The sequence below is a fragment of the Granulicella mallensis MP5ACTX8 genome (assembly GCF_000178955.2).
GTDB lineage: Bacteria > Acidobacteriota > Terriglobia > Terriglobales > Acidobacteriaceae > Granulicella > Granulicella mallensis.
The window spans coordinates 2493537-2512366 of sequence record NC_016631.1; the positions used below are offsets into that span (position 1 = coordinate 2493537).

13 protein-coding genes and 1 tRNA gene are annotated in these 18830 nt (G+C 58.4%); 10 read left to right on the top strand and 4 right to left on the bottom strand.

Annotated features, from left to right (window positions below):
* Positions 1 to 21: 21 nt before the first annotated feature.
* A complete protein-coding gene (locus ACIX8_RS10445; protein ID WP_014265306.1) occupies positions 22 to 2196 on the bottom strand; it encodes a hypothetical protein in 2175 nt (724 codons plus the stop codon).
* Between the two features lie 204 nt (positions 2197 to 2400).
* Here ACIX8_RS10445 and ACIX8_RS10450 point away from each other — a divergent pair, with 204 nt between their 5' ends.
* The 7 genes from ACIX8_RS10450 to ACIX8_RS10480 all read left to right on the top strand — a co-directional run bounded on the left by ACIX8_RS10450 (position 2401) and on the right by ACIX8_RS10480 (position 9416).
* Complete coding sequence (locus tag ACIX8_RS10450) at positions 2401 to 3564, top strand: acyl-CoA dehydrogenase (protein ID WP_014265307.1); 1164 nt, start codon at positions 2401 to 2403, stop codon at positions 3562 to 3564.
* 164 nt (positions 3565 to 3728) lie between these two features.
* A complete protein-coding gene (gene coaD, locus ACIX8_RS10455) occupies positions 3729 to 4220 on the top strand; it encodes a pantetheine-phosphate adenylyltransferase (RefSeq protein ID WP_014265308.1) in 492 nt (163 codons plus the stop codon).
* Positions 4220 to 4846, top strand: coding sequence for a class I SAM-dependent methyltransferase (locus ACIX8_RS10460; protein ID WP_014265309.1), 627 nt, complete (start codon positions 4220 to 4222; stop codon positions 4844 to 4846). The genes coaD and ACIX8_RS10460 overlap by 1 nt, the downstream gene beginning before the upstream one ends.
* 48 nt (positions 4847 to 4894) lie before the next feature.
* Positions 4895 to 6088, top strand: coding sequence for a pyridoxal phosphate-dependent aminotransferase (locus ACIX8_RS10465; RefSeq protein WP_014265310.1), 1194 nt, complete (start codon positions 4895 to 4897; stop codon positions 6086 to 6088).
* Positions 6089 to 6145: 57 nt separating this feature from the next.
* Entirely contained in the window at positions 6146 to 7294 is a 1149-nt protein-coding gene (locus ACIX8_RS10470; RefSeq protein WP_014265311.1) for a mannose-1-phosphate guanylyltransferase, read from the top strand.
* Between the two features lie 14 nt (positions 7295 to 7308).
* Positions 7309 to 8751, top strand: coding sequence for a phosphoglucomutase/phosphomannomutase family protein (locus ACIX8_RS10475; protein WP_014265312.1), 1443 nt, complete (start codon positions 7309 to 7311; stop codon positions 8749 to 8751).
* A complete protein-coding gene (locus ACIX8_RS10480) occupies positions 8748 to 9416 on the top strand; it encodes an HAD-IA family hydrolase (RefSeq protein ID WP_014265313.1) in 669 nt (222 codons plus the stop codon). Before ACIX8_RS10475 ends, ACIX8_RS10480 begins: the two co-directional genes overlap by 4 nt.
* Before the next feature lie 5 nt (positions 9417 to 9421).
* Here ACIX8_RS10480 and ACIX8_RS10485 read toward each other — a convergent pair whose 3' ends face one another.
* The 3 genes from ACIX8_RS10485 to ACIX8_RS25935 form a co-directional block, all read right to left on the bottom strand.
* Positions 9422 to 12787, bottom strand: coding sequence for a TonB-dependent receptor (locus ACIX8_RS10485; protein WP_014265314.1), 3366 nt, complete (start codon positions 12785 to 12787; stop codon positions 9422 to 9424).
* A gap of 363 nt (positions 12788 to 13150) precedes the next feature.
* A complete protein-coding gene (kdsB, locus tag ACIX8_RS10490; protein ID WP_014265315.1) occupies positions 13151 to 13921 on the bottom strand; it encodes a 3-deoxy-manno-octulosonate cytidylyltransferase in 771 nt (256 codons plus the stop codon).
* Positions 13921 to 14064 carry a hypothetical protein gene (locus ACIX8_RS25935; RefSeq protein ID WP_014265316.1) on the bottom strand — a complete coding sequence of 48 codons (144 nt, stop codon included), beginning with the start codon at positions 14062 to 14064 and terminating at the stop codon, positions 13921 to 13923. The genes kdsB and ACIX8_RS25935 overlap by 1 nt, the downstream gene beginning before the upstream one ends.
* Positions 14065 to 14280: 216 nt before the next feature.
* Between ACIX8_RS25935 and ACIX8_RS10495 the strand changes: the two genes are divergently transcribed.
* From ACIX8_RS10495 to ACIX8_RS10505, 3 genes are all read left to right on the top strand, one after another.
* A tRNA-Met gene (locus tag ACIX8_RS10495) sits at positions 14281 to 14357 on the top strand.
* 136 nt (positions 14358 to 14493) lie between these two features.
* Complete coding sequence (locus ACIX8_RS10500; RefSeq protein ID WP_014265317.1) at positions 14494 to 15735, top strand: S41 family peptidase; 1242 nt, start codon at positions 14494 to 14496, stop codon at positions 15733 to 15735.
* A 176-nt stretch (positions 15736 to 15911) separates the two neighbouring features.
* Complete coding sequence (locus ACIX8_RS10505; RefSeq protein WP_014265318.1) at positions 15912 to 18380, top strand: penicillin-binding protein 1A; 2469 nt, start codon at positions 15912 to 15914, stop codon at positions 18378 to 18380.
* Positions 18381 to 18830 lie beyond the last annotated feature (450 nt).

Genomic DNA, 18830 nt, shown 5'->3' on the forward strand with positions numbered 1-18830 from the left:
CAGCGACAACTCTGCTGATCTTTACAATGTCTCCTGAAACTGAAACGCCTCGATACGATTAGCGAGATCGGCTTGTGCGGCATCGAGCGCTGCGGTGCGTGTCTCCAGTTCCTTCTGTCCGGCGGCAATCGCGTCTTCGGTCTTGTTCAGATCCCCAACGAAGCGGTCTCTTGAACCTTTATCGGCATTTTGCAGTGCGGTGATGTTGGCGCGCTGACGCTCCTCGTCGCTGTGCAGAGATGTCAGCTTTGCGTTCGCCTGGTCGACGGCGGTTTGCGCATCGGCTACGTGGCGGCGAGCTTCAAGGATCGGCTGCAACGCTTGTTCCAGTGCCGGGTTGTGATCGGCCGAATTTAGGATCAGGGCAAATTGGTTGTCGTCCGAGCGCAGGAGTTGATAGGCCGTGTAGCCTTCGTGTTTGCCTCCGACGTGCAGACGAACGGTTTCGCCCGAGGCGGCTTCTACGCGGAAGCGATAGACGGTCGGCGTCGTCTCCGTGGGCTTGGGGTCGGAGTCAAGCGTGAAGCCCTTCACGACAGGATGTTCCAGCACCACGGTGCGCCGGTCGGCGGCGGCGTTGTGGATGACGTAAGTGACCTCGCTGACGTCCGCATGATGGATGTTCAACACGCCTTTGGCCGCGCTGATCTGTGTGATATGGGTTGAGTCGTGACGGCTCTCGGTCGTGACGTGTACAGCCTGGTCGGCGGCATAGGAGAGCAGGCGCTTCTCGCCAGCGTGGATGGGATCGAGCAGGCCTTCTCCGCCGAAGCTGCCGTCTTCGACGATGGAGAAGCTGCCGCGGTCGAGCGTCAGTCCGCTGGTGTTGGTGATCCACAGCGCACGCAGCGGCTGTGAGAGGCGATTTCCGTTTGAGGAGACCAGGGTGACGCGGTCAGCGTCGACCTTGGCCTGTAGGATGGGCACCAGGGCAGACTCATTCTTGCGAATGGTGATGGGGTCGGCGAGCTTGTACTCGAAGAAGTCGTCGAAAGCGGCTGTGTTGGTGTTTGCCGTGAGAGAAGCAGATGCCGCCTCTTCGTAGGATCTAGAAGACGGCGGGAGAGGAGCGGCAACCATCCCTGCGACGATGCCTCCACGCCGCACCTTGCTCTTGGTAACTTGTAGCTGAGAAGTTGCTGACACCTCGACGGTATCTGAGGCTACGGGAGTATTTTCTAGTGGTTGTCCTTCCTTGGCCACTTCGATGCTGCTGTCGAAGGTCTGAGGTGTAAGCTGCGCTTCCTGGGCGATAGGAATCTCGGGACGCCGCGAGTAGATAGGATCGGACAACGGCTGGATAAAGCTCTGCGGAGAACCTGCGATCAGAGACAGTTGTACGTTCACCCAGTCGGTTCCCACTGTGTTATCGACGACCGCCCAGCCTTGCAGCGTAGCCTTCTGTGCGGTGCCTGCATTGGCAGAGTCCGTGAACAGGATGCGATACGTGGACTTCCAGATGGGCACCTCCGAGATGTAGCTGACACGCAGCTCGCGTGTGCCGGTGCCGCGATCGTCGAGGGTGAGGTGACGGAGCCCCTGCGAGCGGCTGCCCGCGAGCAGCTCGAGATAGCGGCTGACGTCTTGATGCAGAGCTGTGTCGAGCAGATGAACGCTGCTGGTTGAGGTTAGTTCCAGCGTGCGAACCTCACCCGTGTCGGAGACGACGGTGAGGAAGTAGTGGTCGATGGAGGGTTTCGAGTCATTGTCATTCTTTTCCGGAACGCTACGAATCTCCATCGAAAGCAGGCGACCCGTAATGGAAGTGCCTGAAGCGTTTACCTCAATACGTGCCCCTCGAATGGCAGTATAGAAATCGGCAGCCGTCGCGTCAGTGCCCAGCGCCAGCGGCAGACTCTTGAGCTGCTGGTCGAGTGGCGTCGTGGAGTTGTAGCCAGCTCCGGAGATGCGGCCTCCGTTCAGATCGATAGCGGTCAGCGACTGCAGGACATCGTTGAGCTGTGCGGTTGTGAAGTCGATGGTGACGGCGGCATTGCCGGTCACTCGGCCTGTGTGCTCGAAGAATCCGACGCCGTTCTTGTACAGCGAGACGTGGGTGACGGGCAGATTGGTATCGTGGTCGGTTGCGGTCGTAGCTGCAACAGGATGCGGTGCTGGGCTTTTCTGGGCGGAGGCAAGGGTCACGACGAGGCCGAGATGTATAGCGAGGAGGGTAGTAATCGAGGACGGGCGCATGGGTTTCCTTTGCTGGAACATGCTGGAGCCATTTTGTGACTCCGCTGCTGATAGAACGAGGCCCTGGAGAGATCTTGCAAGAAAAATTCTCTTTAGTTCTGGAATTTAGACACCGGGGCCCCCGAAAACGGCATACGACGCGAACGGAAACCTGTGCCGTCACAAGTGTGGTAGGGTGGTAAGTTTTCTGAATGGAGGCCATTCGTGGCGGTATCTGGGCTGGGTTTTGGGTTGAACGAAGAGCAGGAGCAGCTTCGTCGCGAGGTGCGGGCGTTCGCGGAGCGCGAGATTGCGCCGCATGTTTCGGAGTGGGATGAGAAGAGCGAGTTCCCGCATGCCGTGGTGAAGAAGCTGGGAGAGATGGGGCTGATGGGCGTCATCTTTCCGGAGGAGCTTGGCGGCTCGGGCATGGGGTACGTGGAGTACGTGCTGGCGATCGAGGAGCTGTCGCGCGTTGATGGAAGTGTGGGCATTATCGTGGCCTCGCATAACTCGCTCTGCACGAACCACCTCATGCTTGGCGGCAATGACGAACAGCGCAAACGCTGGATCCCGAAGCTCGCCAGCGGGGAGTGGCTCGGCTCCTGGGGGCTCACCGAGCCAGGTTCGGGCTCTGATGCGGGCGGCATGCGCACGACGGCGATGAAGGTTGACGGTGGCTGGTTGCTGAATGGCTCGAAGACCTTCATCACCAACGGAACCTATGCAGACTGCGCGCTAGTACTCGCGGTGACGGATAAAGAGAAGTCGACGCATGGCGGTATCTCGGCGTTTCTGGTCGAGAAGGGAACCAAGGGCTTCCGGCCAGGCAAGAAAGAGAACAAGCTGGGCCTGCGCGCCAGCGATACGGCGGAGCTGATCTTCGAGAACTGCCTGATCCCTGAGGAGAATATCGTCGGCAAGCTGGGTGAGGGCTTCAAGGATGCGATGCGCGTGCTCGATGGTGGTCGTATCTCGATTGCGGCGCTCTCGCTCGGCATGGCGCGCGGAGCGCTCGATGCCGCGATGAAGTATGCGCAGCAGCGGCGGCAGTTCGGGAAGGCCATCAGTGAGTTTCAGGCGATCCAGTTCAAGCTGGCGGATATGGCGACGCAGCTTGATGCCGCGTGGCTGCTGACAATGCGCGCGGCCCGCACGAAAGATGCCGGGCAGAAGGTGACGATGGAAGCGGCGATGGCCAAGCTCTATGCCAGCGAAGCGGCCTGCCGCATCTGCGACGAAGGGGTTCAGATTCACGGCGGCTATGGCTTTATCAAGGACTATCCGGCGGAGAAGTTCTATCGCGATGTGAAACTCTGCACGATTGGCGAGGGAACGAGTGAGATTCAGCGGATGGTGATTGCGCGGGAGTTGTTGAAGGGGCGGTAGAGCAGGGCATAGGGCCCAGGGCTTAGGGTTCAGGGCATAGAAATCCAAGTTGCCAAAGCTGGAACGATCTCGTTTTCTAGACCCTGGACCCTATGCCCTGACCCCTTACTCCCAGCCCTGAGCCCTGTCCCCTATACCCTCACTCACGGTATGCTCACAGTGCGATGCAGACTAAGGCAATTTATCCCGGAACCTTCGATCCTTTGACTAATGGCCACCTCGACCTGATTGCGCGAGGTGCGAAGATTGTCGATCAACTGGTTGTCGCAATTCTGCGCAATTCAGAAAAAGGTGCGCCACTTTTCACGGCTTCGGAGCGGGAAGAGATGATTCGTGAGGCGACGCTGGGCCTGGGGAATGTGTCGGTGGCCACCTTCGACGGCCTGCTGGTGGACTTTGCCCGTTCGCAGGGGGCGAAGGCTGTCCTGCGTGGTATCCGCGCAGTCTCCGATTACGAGTACGAGTTCCAGATGGCGATGATGAATCGCAAGCTCGATCCCGAGTTGGAGACGCTGTTCATGATGCCGGCGGAGAAGTACACCTATGTCAGCTCGCGGCTGATCAAAGGCGTGTTTCACCTTGGCGGAGACGTGAGTTCGCTGGTTCCTCCGTTGGTGATGGACCGCCTGAAGAGTAAAGTTCCGGGGGCAATCTAGTGGCTGGGCAGGGTGTGGGGCCGCTTAGCGTTCAGGAACAGTTCGGACAGATCGACATCTACGTCTTCGATCAGATTCTGCGCGGAAATATTGGGCCGGGGATGCGTGTGCTCGATGCGGGCTGCGGGTATGGAAGAAACCTGGTGCATCTGCTGCGGGAGGGTGTTGAAATCTTCGCTGTGGATGGGAATGCCGCAGCCGTGGAGCATGTACGCGCCCTGGCTGCCGAGTTGGCGCCTCAACTTCCGGCGGAGAACTTCCAGGTCAGTGCGATCGAGAAGATGAACTTTCCGGACGGATTTGCCGATGTGGTGATCTGCAATTCGGTACTGCATTTTGCACAGGATGAGGCGCATTTTCTTGCCATGGTCGAGGAGCTTTGGCGCGTGTTGCGGCCTGGGGGGATGCTTTTCTGCCGTCTGGGATCGAGGATCGGGATGGATTTTGAGCGGGTAAGAAAGAATATCTTTCGCATCGGGGATGGTTCCGAATGGTTTCTGGTGGATGAGGCGGTCCTGTTGCGGATGACCGGGCAGATGAACGGGCTGCTGGTCGATCCGCTGAAGACGACAATCGTTCAGGATTACCGTTGTATGACGACCTGGGTGGTAAGGAAGCGAAGATGATCGCGCAATAGGCTTTATCTCCACCGCCAAATCTGAAAGACTGGAAGTATGAGTCCCGAACCAAGCAAGAAGATCCTGTCCGACCGCATCAACCGTATTGAAGTCTCGGCCACGATGGCCATTACCGCCGAGGCCCTGAAGATGAAGGCGCAGGGAATCGACCTGGCCGACTTTGGCGCGGGTGAACCCCACTTCGCTACTCCGCAGCACATCAAAGACGCTGCCATTACCGCCATTGAGAAGAACTTTACGCGCTATACCGCCGTTGCGGGCGTTCCGGAGGTCCGCAAGGCCATCGTCGACCGCCATGCCGCGGACTTCGGCTCCAACTACACGGTAGAGGAGTGCGTCTTCACCACGGGCGGCAAGCTCGCCCTGTTCAATGCGATCCAGGTCCTGGTCGACCACGGCGATGAGGTCATCCTGCCAGTTCCGTACTGGGTCAGCTTCAAGGACATCATCCAGTACGCGGGCGGCAAGGTCGTCTACGTGCAAAGCTCGGAGAACGAGAACTTCCGCATCACCGCGAAGATGATCGAAGCGGCGATTACGAACAAGACAAAGGCGATCATTCTGAATACGCCGTCGAATCCCTCCGGTGCGGTGGTCAGCCCCGAGGACCTCGAAGCGATCTTGCGGCTGGCGCACTCGCGCGGCATCTATGTGCTGCTCGACGAGTGCTATGTCTATCTGACGTTCACCGGCAAGGTGGTCAGCGGCGGCTCGTTTACGGACTGCAAGGAGCACATCGTTGTGCTCGGCTCGCTTTCGAAGACCTACGCGATGACCGGCTGGCGTGCAGGATTTGCGCTGGGTCCGAAGACGATCATCTCGGCGATGAGTAAGCTGCAGTCGCAGAGCACGTCGAACACCGCGAGCATGGTGCAGCAGGCCTCCATCGCGGCGCTGACGGCCTCGCAGGACTGCGTAGCCACGATGCGTGCCGACTACATTACCCTCCGCGACCGGATACTCGAAGGCTTCAAGACGATTCCGGGCCTCACCTGCACGGTTCCCGAGGGTGCTTTCTATGTGTATCCGAACATCAAGGCTTTCCTCGGCAGGGGAGAGGTCAAGACGGCCTCTGACCTGGCAGCGAAGCTTTTGAGTGAAGCCCATGTCGTGGTCGTTCCTGGTGAGGCCTTCGGCACGGACGAACATATCCGGCTTTCCTATGCTGTTTCGGCTGATGTAATCGATAAAGGAGTTCAGCGGATTCGGGAATACCTTTCGAAACTCTAATGAGATAGGCGCGCGGCTACTTCTGTAGTCGCGCGTTTGGCCCTTAAAGGAACATCTATGCCTCCTGAAACAACGAAGTCTAAACCAGCATTTGCAGCGGTTATTCTTGCCGGCGGAAGCGGAACACGCTTTTGGCCACGCAGCCGCCGGGCCCGCGCCAAACAGGTACTTCCGCTGGATGGCGAGCGGACGATGATCCAGCAGACCGTCGCCCGCCTGGAAGACATGATGCCCGACCACGACGTCTGGGTGATCACGAACAATCTGCTCTCCGATCTCATCACCACGCAGTTGCCGGAGGTCTCCCAGACCCGCATCTTGCGGGAGCCTGAGGGCCGCAATACAGCTCCGGCCTGTGGCCTGGCGGCGTTCCTGCTGGAACGCGAAGCGCCTGAGACGATCATCGGAATCTTTCCCTCGGACCATACGATCGGCAACGTCGCACGTTATCACATGATTCTTCGCGCCGGCATCAAGCTCGCTGCCAGCGGACCGAATATGGTCGTTCTGGGCGTGCCGCCGACGCGTGCGGAGACTGGGTACGGCTATATCGAGCTCGGAGCGGCCGTAACGCCAACGACGGTCGGCGGCGAAGCGATTCCAGTACGCCGGGTTCGCCGCTTTACGGAGAAGCCCGATGCCGCGCACGCCAGGACCTTTCTGCGCTCCGGCAACTACGTCTGGAACAGCGGTATGTTCCTGTGGAGCGCGCGCACCCTGGCGGATGCGATCCGCGAACATGCTCCTGCCATGGCGCCGCTGTTAGAGAAGATTGCCGCGGCGTTTGGAACACCGGAGTTCGATCAGGTCTTTGCCGAGCTTTATCCGCAGTGCGAGTCCATCTCGATCGATTACGCGGTTCTTGAGCCGCGTTCCGCAAAAGGGGAGGCCGCGTCCGAGCTGTACTGTCTGCCGGCAGACTTTGCGTGGAACGATCTTGGTTCCTGGGCGGCGCTGCACGAGTTCGTCTCCGAGAGCAAAGAGCCTCGGAACTGCAACGTAATCGAAGCGGGACATGACGTGCAGATCGGCTCTTCGGGCTGCTATGTCTACTCTCCGGGGAAGGCTGTAGCCCTGGTGGGGGTCAAGGATCTGGTCGTTGTTGAGACCGGAGACGCGCTGCTCATCACCACGCGCGACGGCTCGCAGGATGTAGGCCGTGTGGTTGCGGAGCTGAAAAAAGCCGGACGCCACGATCTGATTTAGGGATTCCAGACAAAATGAATGATTTGAAGACAGTTGTGAAGTTCGGGACCGACGGCTGGCGCGGCATTATCGCTGACGACTTTACGTATGAGAACGTTCGTGTGGCTGCGCGGGCGATTGCGCTCTACGTGCTGGAGCACGAAGACTCCAAGGCTGGTGTCTGCATAGGCTATGACACACGCTTTGGCTCGCGCTCGTTTGCGCGCGTCGTCGCCGAGACGCTGGCTGCCGCAGGCGTGCCGGTATTTCTCGCGAACAAGATCACTCCAACACCGGAGCTCTCGTTTGCCGTGCGGGAGCGCAAGGCTGCGGGTGGCGTCATGATTACTTCGAGCCACAACCCCGCCGAGTGGAACGGTGTGAAGTACAAGGCCACTTATGGGGGCTCGGGCAAGCCTTCTATCATCAGCTCGATTGAGAGCTATCTGCTGAAGCCTGTCCCGCAGGCCGCGACGCCCGCGAAGATTGAAGAGGTGGACTTTGCGCCGGACTACATTGCAGCGCTGGAGTCTTTTGTCGATCTCAAGGCGATCAAGGCTTCGGGCTATCGTTTCCTGATCGACACCATGTATGGCGCGGGCCGCGGATATGTTGCCGGCATCTTTGAGCGTGCGGGGATTCCATATGTCGAATTCCGGAGTGAGCTGAACCCCACATTTCTCGGGATCAATCCTGAGCCGATTCTGCCGCACATTGCGGCAACGCAGAAGGCAGTTGTCGCTGAGAAGTGTGCCGCCGGCCTGATCACCGATGGCGATGCCGACCGTATCGGCGCTGTCGATGAGCATGGCAACGTCGTTGATGCACACAAGATATTCTCTGTCCTGCTGCAGTGGCTGTTGGAGCGCAAGCAGTGGCCCGGCGATGTAACACGTGCCTTCAACACAACGAAGATGCTCGACCGCATCGCGGCGAAGTATGGCCGCACGCTGCACGAGCACGGTATTGGCTTCAAGTATGTCGTCGACCTGATGCTCGAAAAGGACATTATGATTGGCGGCGAAGAGTCCGGCGGTGTCGGTATCTCGAAGCATCTGCCGGAGCGCGACGGCCTGCTGAACAGCCTGCTGCTGGCCAATGTGATGGCCGACGAGAAGAAGACCCTCGGGGAACTCGTTGCGGCATTGCAGCAGGAGTACGGCGAGCATCAGTATGGCCGCGTGGACATGCATATCGACGAGGAGTTGAAGCAGTCTGCGATTCGCCGGGCGAAAGCAGGCGTTGCAGAGGTTGCGGGGCTGAAGGTGCTGCGCATCGAGACGCTTGACGGCATCAAGTTCTTCCTCGACAACCCAGCCTGTGCGGACAAGCCGAAGGCGGCGGAGACCTGGGTTCTGTTCCGTGCGAGTGGAACGGAGCCTCTGCTGCGCGTTTACTGCGAAAGCTGCAGCCAGGAGAGTGTGCAGCAGGTGTTAAAGGCTGCGCAGGCGTTTGTGCTGCAGGGAGACTCGAAGTGAGTCATCAGGTTTCTACCGAGGCTGCAGCGCTGCTCTTCGACAACGACGGTGTTATTGTCAGCTCCATCGCCAGCGTAAATCGTTGCTGGAAGATTTGGGCCGCGCACTATGGCGTTCCCAATGCCGACAAGGTTGAGATTGCCCACGGTACTCGTGCGGTTGAGATCATGAAGAATCTGGCGCCCGATGTCGATCCCGTCGAGGGTTTGAAGCTGATCGAAGACATGGAGATCGCGGACGTGGCGGATGTGGAAGTTCTGCCGGGCGTTCGAGTTTTGCTGACCAGTCTTCCTGCGAATCGCTGGGCGATTGTGTCGTCGGCGACGCATCGGCTGCTGGTCGCAAGGCTTCAGGCGGCGAAGCTGCCCGAGCCGGAGTGGATCGTCAGCGCGGACCGGGTCGTGAATGGCAAGCCGCATCCTGAGCCGTATCTGCTGGGCGCGAAGCTGATCCAGGTTGCTCCGGAAGATTGCATCGTCGTAGAAGATGCACCGAGCGGAGTGAGTGCGGGCAAGGCGGCGGGTTGCCGTGTGCTCGGGGTGCTGGGTACGCACAACGCAGATGAACTGCGGGCTGCGGGTGTGGATTGGGTTGTCGCCTCGCTGGAGCATGTGCGGGCAGAGTCTGTGGCCGGTGGCCTGAAGGTTACCTTCGATACGGTTTAGAAAGTTTAGAAAGATAGCCGCGCGTTCAACTGCATCGTGCGGCCACCGACCGTAACTTGAGAGATGCTGGTGCCTGTTCCGGAGAAGGTCGTGATGCCTTGAGCGTTTGGCGAACTGTCGGGGATGAGTGTCTGGTTGGGCGGCCCGAAGCTCGGGTGATTGAAGGCATTCGTGCTGTCAGCGCGAATCTGGAGTTGGATCTCGTTGTGCAGCGTGAAGGTCTTTCCTAACGAGAGATTCACTACACTCAGCCCTGGCCCTACCAGGCTGTTTCTCCTCATGTTGCCAAAGGTGCCGTTGGCGGGCAGGCCGAACGCGGCTGGGTTGTACCAGTTTTCAATGGTGCGATGCTGCGGCCTGGGATTGCCTATCAAGTTCGGATACCAGCTCCCTGCCTGCGAGTAGGAGTTATTATTGCCGCCAATAGAGGGCGTATACGGGTTTCCCGTGTTAAAGATCATCGTCGAAGAGATCTGCCATCCACCCAGGGTTTCATCTACAAAACGGTTATTGTTGAGGAATAGCTTGTTCTTGCCGACAGGAAGTTGATACACAATATTGCCCTTCAGCGAGTTACGAACGTCGAAGTTCGACGATCCGTAGTTTGCGGAAGGCTTATAAGAGTTCTGGTAGATCTGGGTTCCTGCGATTCCACCTTCCGCGGAAGAGTCCTGATCGTCGAGGAAGTGGGACCAGACATAGTTGAAGTTAAAGCTCAGCCCCGAGGTCAGGCGCCGAGTGATGGAAGTCTGCAGGGAGTTGTAGTTGGAAACAGCATTGTTCGTACTGCCCGAGATGCTTTGATAGACAGGATAGGGGCGGGAGTTCGGACTATCGTTCGGGCCCAGTAGATTTTCGGGAACCTGATTGATATCCACCGGGAAGCTCAGGTTGAATCCGTGGCTGGCAACATAGGCGGCCTCAATCACCATGTTTGGTCCGAGGGTGTGCTGGACTGCAACGTTCCATTGATAAATCTGGGGAACGGGCGTGTGGTACTGGTTGTACGTCACACCCTGCCCATTGAGCGCAGTGGGATCGGTTGTGGAGCCGATGAAGGGAAGGTTCGATCCCTTCGAATCGAACACCACGACAGGCGTGATGCCGTTGGTCTGGTCGGTCACATTTCCTTGCGTGATGACGGCGTTTCCGAGACCGGCTCCGTAGGTGTTTGTGCTCCAGTTATAAGAAAAGATGCCGAAACCGCCGCGAATGGTCATCGTCGGGTCAGGAGACCAGTTGAAGCCGACACGAGGCATCACCGTGGTGAAGACATCGGACTGCAGCGATGTGCGCCCGTTCGCGTGCGTAGAGGCATACCAGATGGCTCCGTCAGTGTTGGTTGCCGGATTGAGCACTGTCGGATCGAAGGCGGCAATGTTGTTCTTCACCTCATTCCAGCCATGCTGGATCTGATAGCGAAGGCCGAGGTTCAGGGTGAAGTTAGGGCGCAGTTTGATATCGTCCTGGATAAACAACTGGGGTGTTTTAAGGCGGGCTCCATATTCAGGCTGCACGCTCGCATTCCAGGAGTTCACCTGCCCGAGCAGAAAGTCCGCATAGGTCAGGCCCGTTGTGGCGTCCCCGACTGTTGATTGAGTGTAAGCACCGTTGAACGTGAGGCTACCGCCATTAAATTGGCTGCCATTTACCTGGTTCGCCTGCCACATCATGAACTCGCCACCGAAGTGCAGGATGTGTTTTCCGCGAATCATCGTCACGACATCCGACGGATCGTAGACGAATTCTTTCTGGAAGACCTGGAATCCTGAGTTCAGCCCGAAGCAACAACTGCCTGAGAAGTTCAGATTCGGGAAGATGTCGGCCTTGGCGAACTGCCAGCCGATCTTCTGCGGAATGCCCTGATTCAGTGACTCAGGAATGTAGTAGTTCAACTCCGACGTAAACCCCATGCGTGCTTCGTTGATTGTTGTAGGGTTGATATTCCACACATCGGAGACTTGCGCGGCATTGCTGTCGACGTCGCCTTTTACGCAATCCATGGGGCAATAGGCGAGTCCAATCCCGTCGTTCGTGGTGGGGTTATCTCGTTGGGTATCGGTCATGGTGAGCCGATTGTTCGGGGTAATGTCGTAATCGAGGCGTCCGAAGTACTTTGTATAGGGCAGGGTGACCGGAGCGAAGTAATAGAAGTTCGAGTTCGGCACTCCCTGGGAGAAGCTGGATGGCGTGGCGTTTGGCAAAGGGAAGTATGCATTCAGTGCCTTAGACACCGGGTCCATCAGGTTCGCGGGAATCTTGTTGCCGTATCCTTCCTGGGCGAAGGATTTACGGGTGACGATGGGTCCATTCGCGGTCTGTGTGATGACCTGCGAGGTTGGATCGTAGATCGTCGGCAGCCCGGTAAAATCGCCATTGCGCATGGCCAGTGTCGGCACTGTTATAAATCCGGAATAAGCGGTGTTGTTGTTGGTCTTATCGAAGTCGAAGTAGAAGAACATTTTCTTCTTGAGGATGGGGCCGCCGATCGATCCACCGAAGTTGTTGTAGCGGATGGGCGTCACTGGAACCGGGGTTCCGAATCCATAGTTCGCGGCGTTCAGGGCATCGTTCTGAAAATACTCATAGGCCGATCCGTGGAACCGGCCAGTGCCGCCCTTGCTGATCTGGTTGAAGATGATGCCGCCGATTCCGTATTGCGCGGAAAAGCCGGAGGTAATCACTTGAAGTTCCGAGACGGTCTCGAAGATAGAGACGTCGGCATTACCGCTGGAGGGTAACGTCGTCATCGATCCGTCGGCAAGAATGGCACTGTAAGGAAGATTGCCATTCGCTGCAACGAATTGCTGCGGATCGTTGCTACCCTGCCAGCCGTTCGCCAGAGATGTGCCCTGGGTATTCCCCTGCGCGCCTGGCAACAGAATCGCAAAGGTCTCCCAGTCCGTGCCAACATTGGGTAGTTGCGACATAGATTTCGCATCGAGCGTGGTCGACTGCTCACTGCTCTCTGTTTCAAGCAAAGGCACGTCGTTGGCGTTGACTACGACCTGCTGTGTCGTCGATCCCACCTTGAGCTGTGCGTTGACCGTCGTGGTCCCTACCTGCAAGGTCACGGGCCCGCGGACGACGCGTCCGAAACCGTCCTTTGCAAAGGTGACCGTATAGTTTCCTGTCACGATCGACGAGGTATCGAAGAGTCCTTCCTTGTCGGTGACGTAGTCTTTCGATACGCCGGTATCGACGTTGAGCACCTCAACCTTTACGCCGGGCAGGAGTGCGCCGGAGGCATCGGTAACGGTGCCACGGATATCGCCGGAGTTCGTGCTCTGAGCGGAGGAGGCTCCAGGAAAGTACATCGCTAGACAAAGAAGCATGCTTGCGCCGACGGTCTTGGAGAAATTCAGCTTCATAAGCAGTCAACCCCTGAAACAATCCGTTATGCAACTTTCTGTCCGAATATGCCGAAAAGAGGCGGACAAAGCCGGACGGTCATGTTGTATGGGCTAAATCAAATCACTCTCTTACTTACTTTGTCAACGTTACTAATAAACTATTTCGCCCAAAATAGAGATCGTCGTTCCTCGTGAGTATGGGCAGGAGGGACAAACTGCAGGTCTCTCCACTACGCCTCGCATGAAACCGCGAGGCTCCGGTCGAGATGACAATTTAGGGGTGATTGCTGCTCCAAATGCCTTGAAAAGGCCAGGTTGAAGGTCCCTGTGCTCAATGTATTCGCGCTTGCGCGAATAGCCTATACACCCACGGGAGAGATACTAAGAGGCCCGGTTTCCTGTGAGAACCGCCGCCACTCTGCGCAAGTCTTCTTCCGTATCGACACCCACGGTGTCGTATGCGGTGGCGGCGACGTAGAGTGCGAGGCCGTTTTCCAGCAAACGCAGTTGTTCCAGGCGCTCTGTCTGCTCCAGTGCTCCCGGGGCCAGGGCGGCAAAGCGCTCCAGGGCTGCTCGGCGATAGGCGTAGAGGCCAAGGTGCTTCCAAACCGGGGCATGGCCGGAGCCGTCCCGGTCGTAGGGAATCGTCGCCCGTGAAAAATAGAGGGCGCGGCCATCGTGGGCCGTCACGACTTTGACCGCATTGGGGTTGTTGAGGTTTTCGGGGGTGCACAACACCTTCAGGGTTGTGACCTCGACCTGCGGCAGGGCAAACGGAGACAGGATGTCGGCGATGTGCTCGGGGCGGAGCAGCGGTTCGTCGCCCTGCACGTTGACATAGATCTCCGCCTCAACCGTGCGCGAGACGGCAAAGAGCCGGTCCGTACCGCTGGGCAGCTCGGGAGAGGTCATCACGCACGGCCAGCCGCGTTGCCGGCAAAGGGCCTGGACTTCCTCAGAATCGGCGGCAATGACGACTTCATCCAGAAGAGGGCAGGCCTTCGCGGCCCGATAGACCCAGGCCAGTAGAGGCTCCCCGGCAATCTCACGCAGCACCTTGTTGGGCAACCGTGTGGAGGCCAGCCGGGCCGGAATGACGCCAACGACGCGGCCATAGGGCGCCCCAGAGGGAGGAGGTGCGGAAGCCGCCATCAGCGCAGGATCTCCGATTTCTTGTTCTTGCGATAGAAATAGATGGCCACGCCAATGATGATCGCGAGGAGAATGCCCAGGCCGATCGCAATGAGGGTCAGGTAGTGCAGAATCCCACCGAGTTTGTCCTGAAGATCGTTCATAGCTGCCGCAAGGCCTGATCCTGACGGCCAGTCTCGTATTTTATGCGTTTCAGTTGCGAGTCGTGAGTTGCGAGACCCGAGCCTCATCGCTCGCGACTCGAAGCTGGAGGCAAATATACGACTTAGGCTGTTGAGGTTTGACCTGCGCTGCCGTGGCTTCTATGATGGAGAAGCGGCTGTCGTCGCGGCCTCGCCGCTTGATACAGTCTCCCACCAGGCGGTGTAGCTCAGATGGTTAGAGCGACGGACTCATAACCCGTAGGTCACTGGTTCGATTCCAGTCACCGCCACCAATTGCTACGCCTCGGCGTCGCGATTTCTTCGAGTCAGGGTATCATTCCGATATCGGGGAAGATATAACAAAAGTCCCCATAGAGCGTCTCATTCTCTATAGTCGTAACTGCCCCCTTGGGAGGGGGATTTTCGCATATGCCCAAGAGCGTCAAGATTTCGCTTCTCGCTGTATCCGTTCTTCTTGTCCTGTGCATCTTTCTCGGTGTGAATGCGCATGGTGTTCGCGCCGCGGTCGACCAGTCCCAGGAGGGCGCTTACCGGCAGATCAACGTCTACGGCGAGGTGCTGCAGCACGTCCAGAACGACTACGTAGTCGACCCGAACATTCCTGCTGTCACCGAAGGCGCTTTGCGTGGCCTGCTGGAGTCGCTCGATGCGGATTCCAGCTACCTGCCCCCCGCCGATTACAAGGCCTACAAGGCCGATAAGGGCGGCAAAGCCCAGGTTGGCCTGAACGTCTCCAAGCGCTTCGGCTATGCGACCATCGTCTCGGTCGTTCCGGGAAGCCCGGCGGATAAGGCAAACCTGACGGACGGCGACATCATCGAGGCGATCGGCAACCAGGATACGCGCGATCTTTCGCTGGCAATGATTCAGCTCCTGCTCGAAGGCGCACCGGGAAGCGAACTCCAGATTTCGGTCATTCGCCCGCGCAAGGTGGACCCGGACAAGATCAAGCTCAACCGTGCCGTTGTCTCCGAGCCTGCAGTGGCCGAGACGATGTATGAGAATGCCTCGATCCTCTCGCTGAAGCCGATGGTGATCGACCATGAGCACGTGCAGCAGATTGAAGCCAAGCTGAAGGCCATGAATAAGGCCGGCAATAAGAAGATCCTGCTCGACCTGCGCGATGTCTCGGCGGGCGATATGGCTGAAGCCACGCGGCTGGCCAACTTCTTCCTGAAGTCCGGAACGATTGCCACCCTGGAAGGGCAGACGTTCCCCAAGCAGACCTTCACCGCAGATGCCGCCAAGTCGATCAATACGACCGCACCCCTGGTGATTCTGGTGAATCGCGGTACCTCGGGGCCGGCTGAGCTGGTGGCCGGAGCGGTAGCCGATAACAAACGCGGCGATCTGGTTGGAGAGAAGACCTTTGGCGAAGGCGCACAGCAGAAGACGTTTGAGCTTCCCGATGGCGCAGCGCTGATCCTCTCGATTGCTAAGTATGCTTCTCCTTCGGGCAAGAAGTTTGAGGATGAAGCGGTTACTCCGGGCACGCTAGTAGCCTCCAACATGGACGATCTGGATTCGGATTCGGACGATGCCTCCAGCTCCGACACGACCAAGACGCCTGCTCCTGTGAAACATCCTTCGGCTCCTGTCGACGATCAGCTCACGAAGGCTCTCGATATGCTGAAGGCAAAGCAGGCGTAGGATCTGCTTAGAATTTTTATGCTTGTTTCTGTTGGACACGAAAGCCAGCCTTTTCAGGGCTGGCTTTTGTGTCCGTCCAAGCAACCCTTTACCGCGTTTATGTTTATGCAATTGCTATGGATACCTGGTAAAGCCAGCGAAATCACAAGGCCCTGCATGGTAAGGTGGGAGCTACCGTGCCGAGCCCGTTGAACAGCGAGGGCAAGAAGCTCTCGAAGCCATCAGCAAGCGATACCCGTCGAAGCGACGACCGCTCCGCTCTGTGGCGTGCGATGCGTACCTTTCCGTTCCGCGAACCGGAGTATCGTAGCCGGAGAGTCGCGGGTAAGGCTGCGTTTCTGCTCTTGCTGGGGGCCTCCGCGATCTTCGGCATCATGGTGGGCCTGCTGCTGGTCTACTCGATCAATCTGCCGCAGATGGCCGACCTGGAGCGCTACCGCCCCAGTACGACGACTGAACTCTACGACATCCATGGCAAGGTCTTCGGCTCGTTTGCGCTGGAGCGCCGCGTTGTCGTGCCGTACTCGGACTTTCCGCCGGTGCTGCGCGACGCGATCCTGTCCATTGAGGACAAGGACTTTGAGAGCAATAGCGGCATCAATATGATTCGCATGGTCGGTGCGGCGTGGCATGACATGCACTCCGCCCGCCGCTCGCAGGGCGCTTCGACGCTTACGATGCAGCTCGCGCGCAACCTGTTTCTGTCCTCCGAGAAGACCTATGGCCGCAAGGTGCAGGAGATCTTCCTGACGCTGCAGATCGAGCGCCACTTCACCAAGTCGCAGATCTTTACGCTCTATGCGAACCAGATCTATCTGGGGCGCGGAACGTACGGGTTCGAGGCCGGCTCGGAGTATTACTTCAGCAAGCATGTTCGCGATCTCACGCTATCGGAAGCAGCCCTGCTGGCTGCCTTGCCGAAGGGGCCGGAGTCGTACTCTCCGGTGCGCTTTCCCGATCGCGCGTTGAAGCGCCGCAATCTCGTGTTGAGCGAGATGTTCAGCGATCACAAGATCACCGCTGTCCAGGCCGAAGCTGCCAAGGCCGAGCCGCTCGGATTGCATCTCGAAGCTCCCGCCAACATCGAGGCTCCCTACTTCGTGGAAGAGGTTCGGCGCCAGCTGGAGGCCGAATATGGTGTCGACGAGGTACATGGCGCAGGGCTGCGCGTGTACACGACGCTCGATCTCGATCTGCAGCATGTAGCGGAGAAGTCGGTTCTGGATGGGACCGCGGCTTACGAGCGGCGTCACGGCTGGAAGGGGCGTCTGCAGAATGTGATGGGCCCGGATGGGGACCTCGATTCCTATAAGCATGCTGACTGGACGCAGCCATTCATCGATGGAGCGTATTTTCATGCGCTGGTCGTCTCCGTCTCCGCGACGAAGATGGTCGTGAAGATCGGGCAGCAGTTGGAGACGATGACCACGCCGGACTGGGCCTGGACGGCGACTTTCAAGGCGACGGACCTCGTACAGGTCGGCGACATCGTGTACGTCAAGGTGATTGCGCCCGCAGGCGGAACTCCGCGCGTGGTGCTCGAACAGGACAGCGGCGCGCAGGCCTCGATGATGGCGATGGACAACGCGAACGGCGAGGTGCTGGCGATGGTCGGCGGACGTGACTTCGCGATCTCGCAGTTCAACCGCGCTACCCAGGCGCAGCGCCAGGTAGGTTCTTCGTTCAAGCCCTATGTGTACACGGCGGCCTTTGAAGCCGGTGCGAAGCCGTACGACACCATTGTGGACGGCCCAACGAGCTTCTACACGCCGAATGGCCCGTATACGCCGCACAACTACGAGGCCAACTTCAGGGGAACGATGACCCTGATCGATGCCTTCGCCGAGTCGCGTAATATTCCCGCGCTGAAGCTGGCGGATCGTGTCGGGATCAAGAAGGTGATCGAGGTAGCGCATCGCTTCGGCATCACGAGCAACATGCCGAACTTCCTGCCGGTAGCGATCGGCGCCGCCGACATCAGCCTGGCCGAGCAGGTTGCGGCTTACAGCGTCTTCCCGAACGATGGCATCCGCATTGCGCCGCACTACATTCGCAAGGTGTCTCAGGCTGATGGATTGCCGCTTGAGCAGAAGACGCCCGAGGTCAAAGAGGTCATCTCGCTCGAGACGGCGCGTCAGATGATGCTTCTGCTGCAGTCGGTGGTGCAGCAGGGAACAGCCGCTGCGGCATCGCAGATGAAGCATGCCTTCGGCGGCAAGACGGGAACCACGAACAGCTATACGGACGCCTGGTTTATCGGCTTCTCTCCGTCGGTCACCTGCGGAACCTGGATCGGTTTCGACAACCGGCAGACCCTGGGCGATAAGGAGACCGGTGCCAAGGCCGCTCTGCCGATGTGGATGGACTTTATGAAGGTCGCGGTCGCGGGCAGACCGAACGAGCAGTTCTCGAAGTTCAACGCGCCGAAGAAACAGCTTGAGGTGCCGATGGCTCAGCCATCCGTCGAACAGGCTAAGCCTGCCCATCGTGACGAGGATACGGACGACGATACGGATAAAACGCAGTCTGCGCCTTCTCCGGTCCCCTCCAATGACACGCCGGATGATGACGCTCCGGCGAAGCCAGCGGCGAAGGGGCCTGCAAAGGCGTCTTCAAAGACTCATGTAGTCGTACGGTCTCGGTAAGTAGGAATAAGGTTAGGGCTTGGCGTCAAATTGCTTCTGGAACGAAATCGAACTGTGCAACCAGTTTGTTGAGGCAGGGGCGGAAGGGCATAGCTTCAGCTATGCCGTACAAGCCACTCCGAAGGAGCCTACAGCTCTGCCGAAGGCCGGAGTGAAGGCGTAGCCGCAACGACTGGATTGCCTTCTTTGGTTGTGGTGAAACCGCCACCCAAGCCACGAATCCCTCCCTAGCCAGCTCTGCACAGCCTTGGCTGCACCGAAAAAAGCAATTCAGTCGCTCCGGCTACGCCTTCACTCCGGCCTTCGGCAGAGTGGTATTAGATGGTTGCACAGCTTTTGCGGCATGGCTGAAGCCATGCCCTTCCGGGGCTTGCCTCACGATGCGATTTGCACGCCTCAAGTCTCAACCCCAAAACAGCAATTTGATGACACTCTTTAGGGCCTTTGGCC

What these genes read in the sequence shown, in the direction of transcription:
- ACIX8_RS10500 (WP_014265317.1), top strand. Translation starts at nt 14,494, where the DNA reads ATGCCCAAGAGCGTCAAGATTTCGCTTCTCGCTGTATCCGTTCTTCTT.
- ACIX8_RS10445 (WP_014265306.1), bottom strand. Translation starts at nt 2,196, where the DNA reads ATGCGCCCGTCCTCGATTACTACCCTCCTCGCTATACATCTCGGCCTC.
- ACIX8_RS10465 (WP_014265310.1), top strand. Translation starts at nt 4,895, where the DNA reads ATGAGTCCCGAACCAAGCAAGAAGATCCTGTCCGACCGCATCAACCGT.
- ACIX8_RS10485 (WP_014265314.1), bottom strand. Translation starts at nt 12,787, where the DNA reads ATGAAGCTGAATTTCTCCAAGACCGTCGGCGCAAGCATGCTTCTTTGT.
- kdsB (WP_014265315.1), bottom strand. Translation starts at nt 13,921, where the DNA reads ATGGCGGCTTCCGCACCTCCTCCCTCTGGGGCGCCCTATGGCCGCGTC.
- ACIX8_RS10475 (WP_014265312.1), top strand. Translation starts at nt 7,309, where the DNA reads ATGAATGATTTGAAGACAGTTGTGAAGTTCGGGACCGACGGCTGGCGC.
- coaD (WP_014265308.1), top strand. Translation starts at nt 3,729, where the DNA reads ATGCAGACTAAGGCAATTTATCCCGGAACCTTCGATCCTTTGACTAAT.
- ACIX8_RS25935 (WP_014265316.1), bottom strand. Translation starts at nt 14,064, where the DNA reads ATGAACGATCTTCAGGACAAACTCGGTGGGATTCTGCACTACCTGACC.
- ACIX8_RS10470 (WP_014265311.1), top strand. Translation starts at nt 6,146, where the DNA reads ATGCCTCCTGAAACAACGAAGTCTAAACCAGCATTTGCAGCGGTTATT.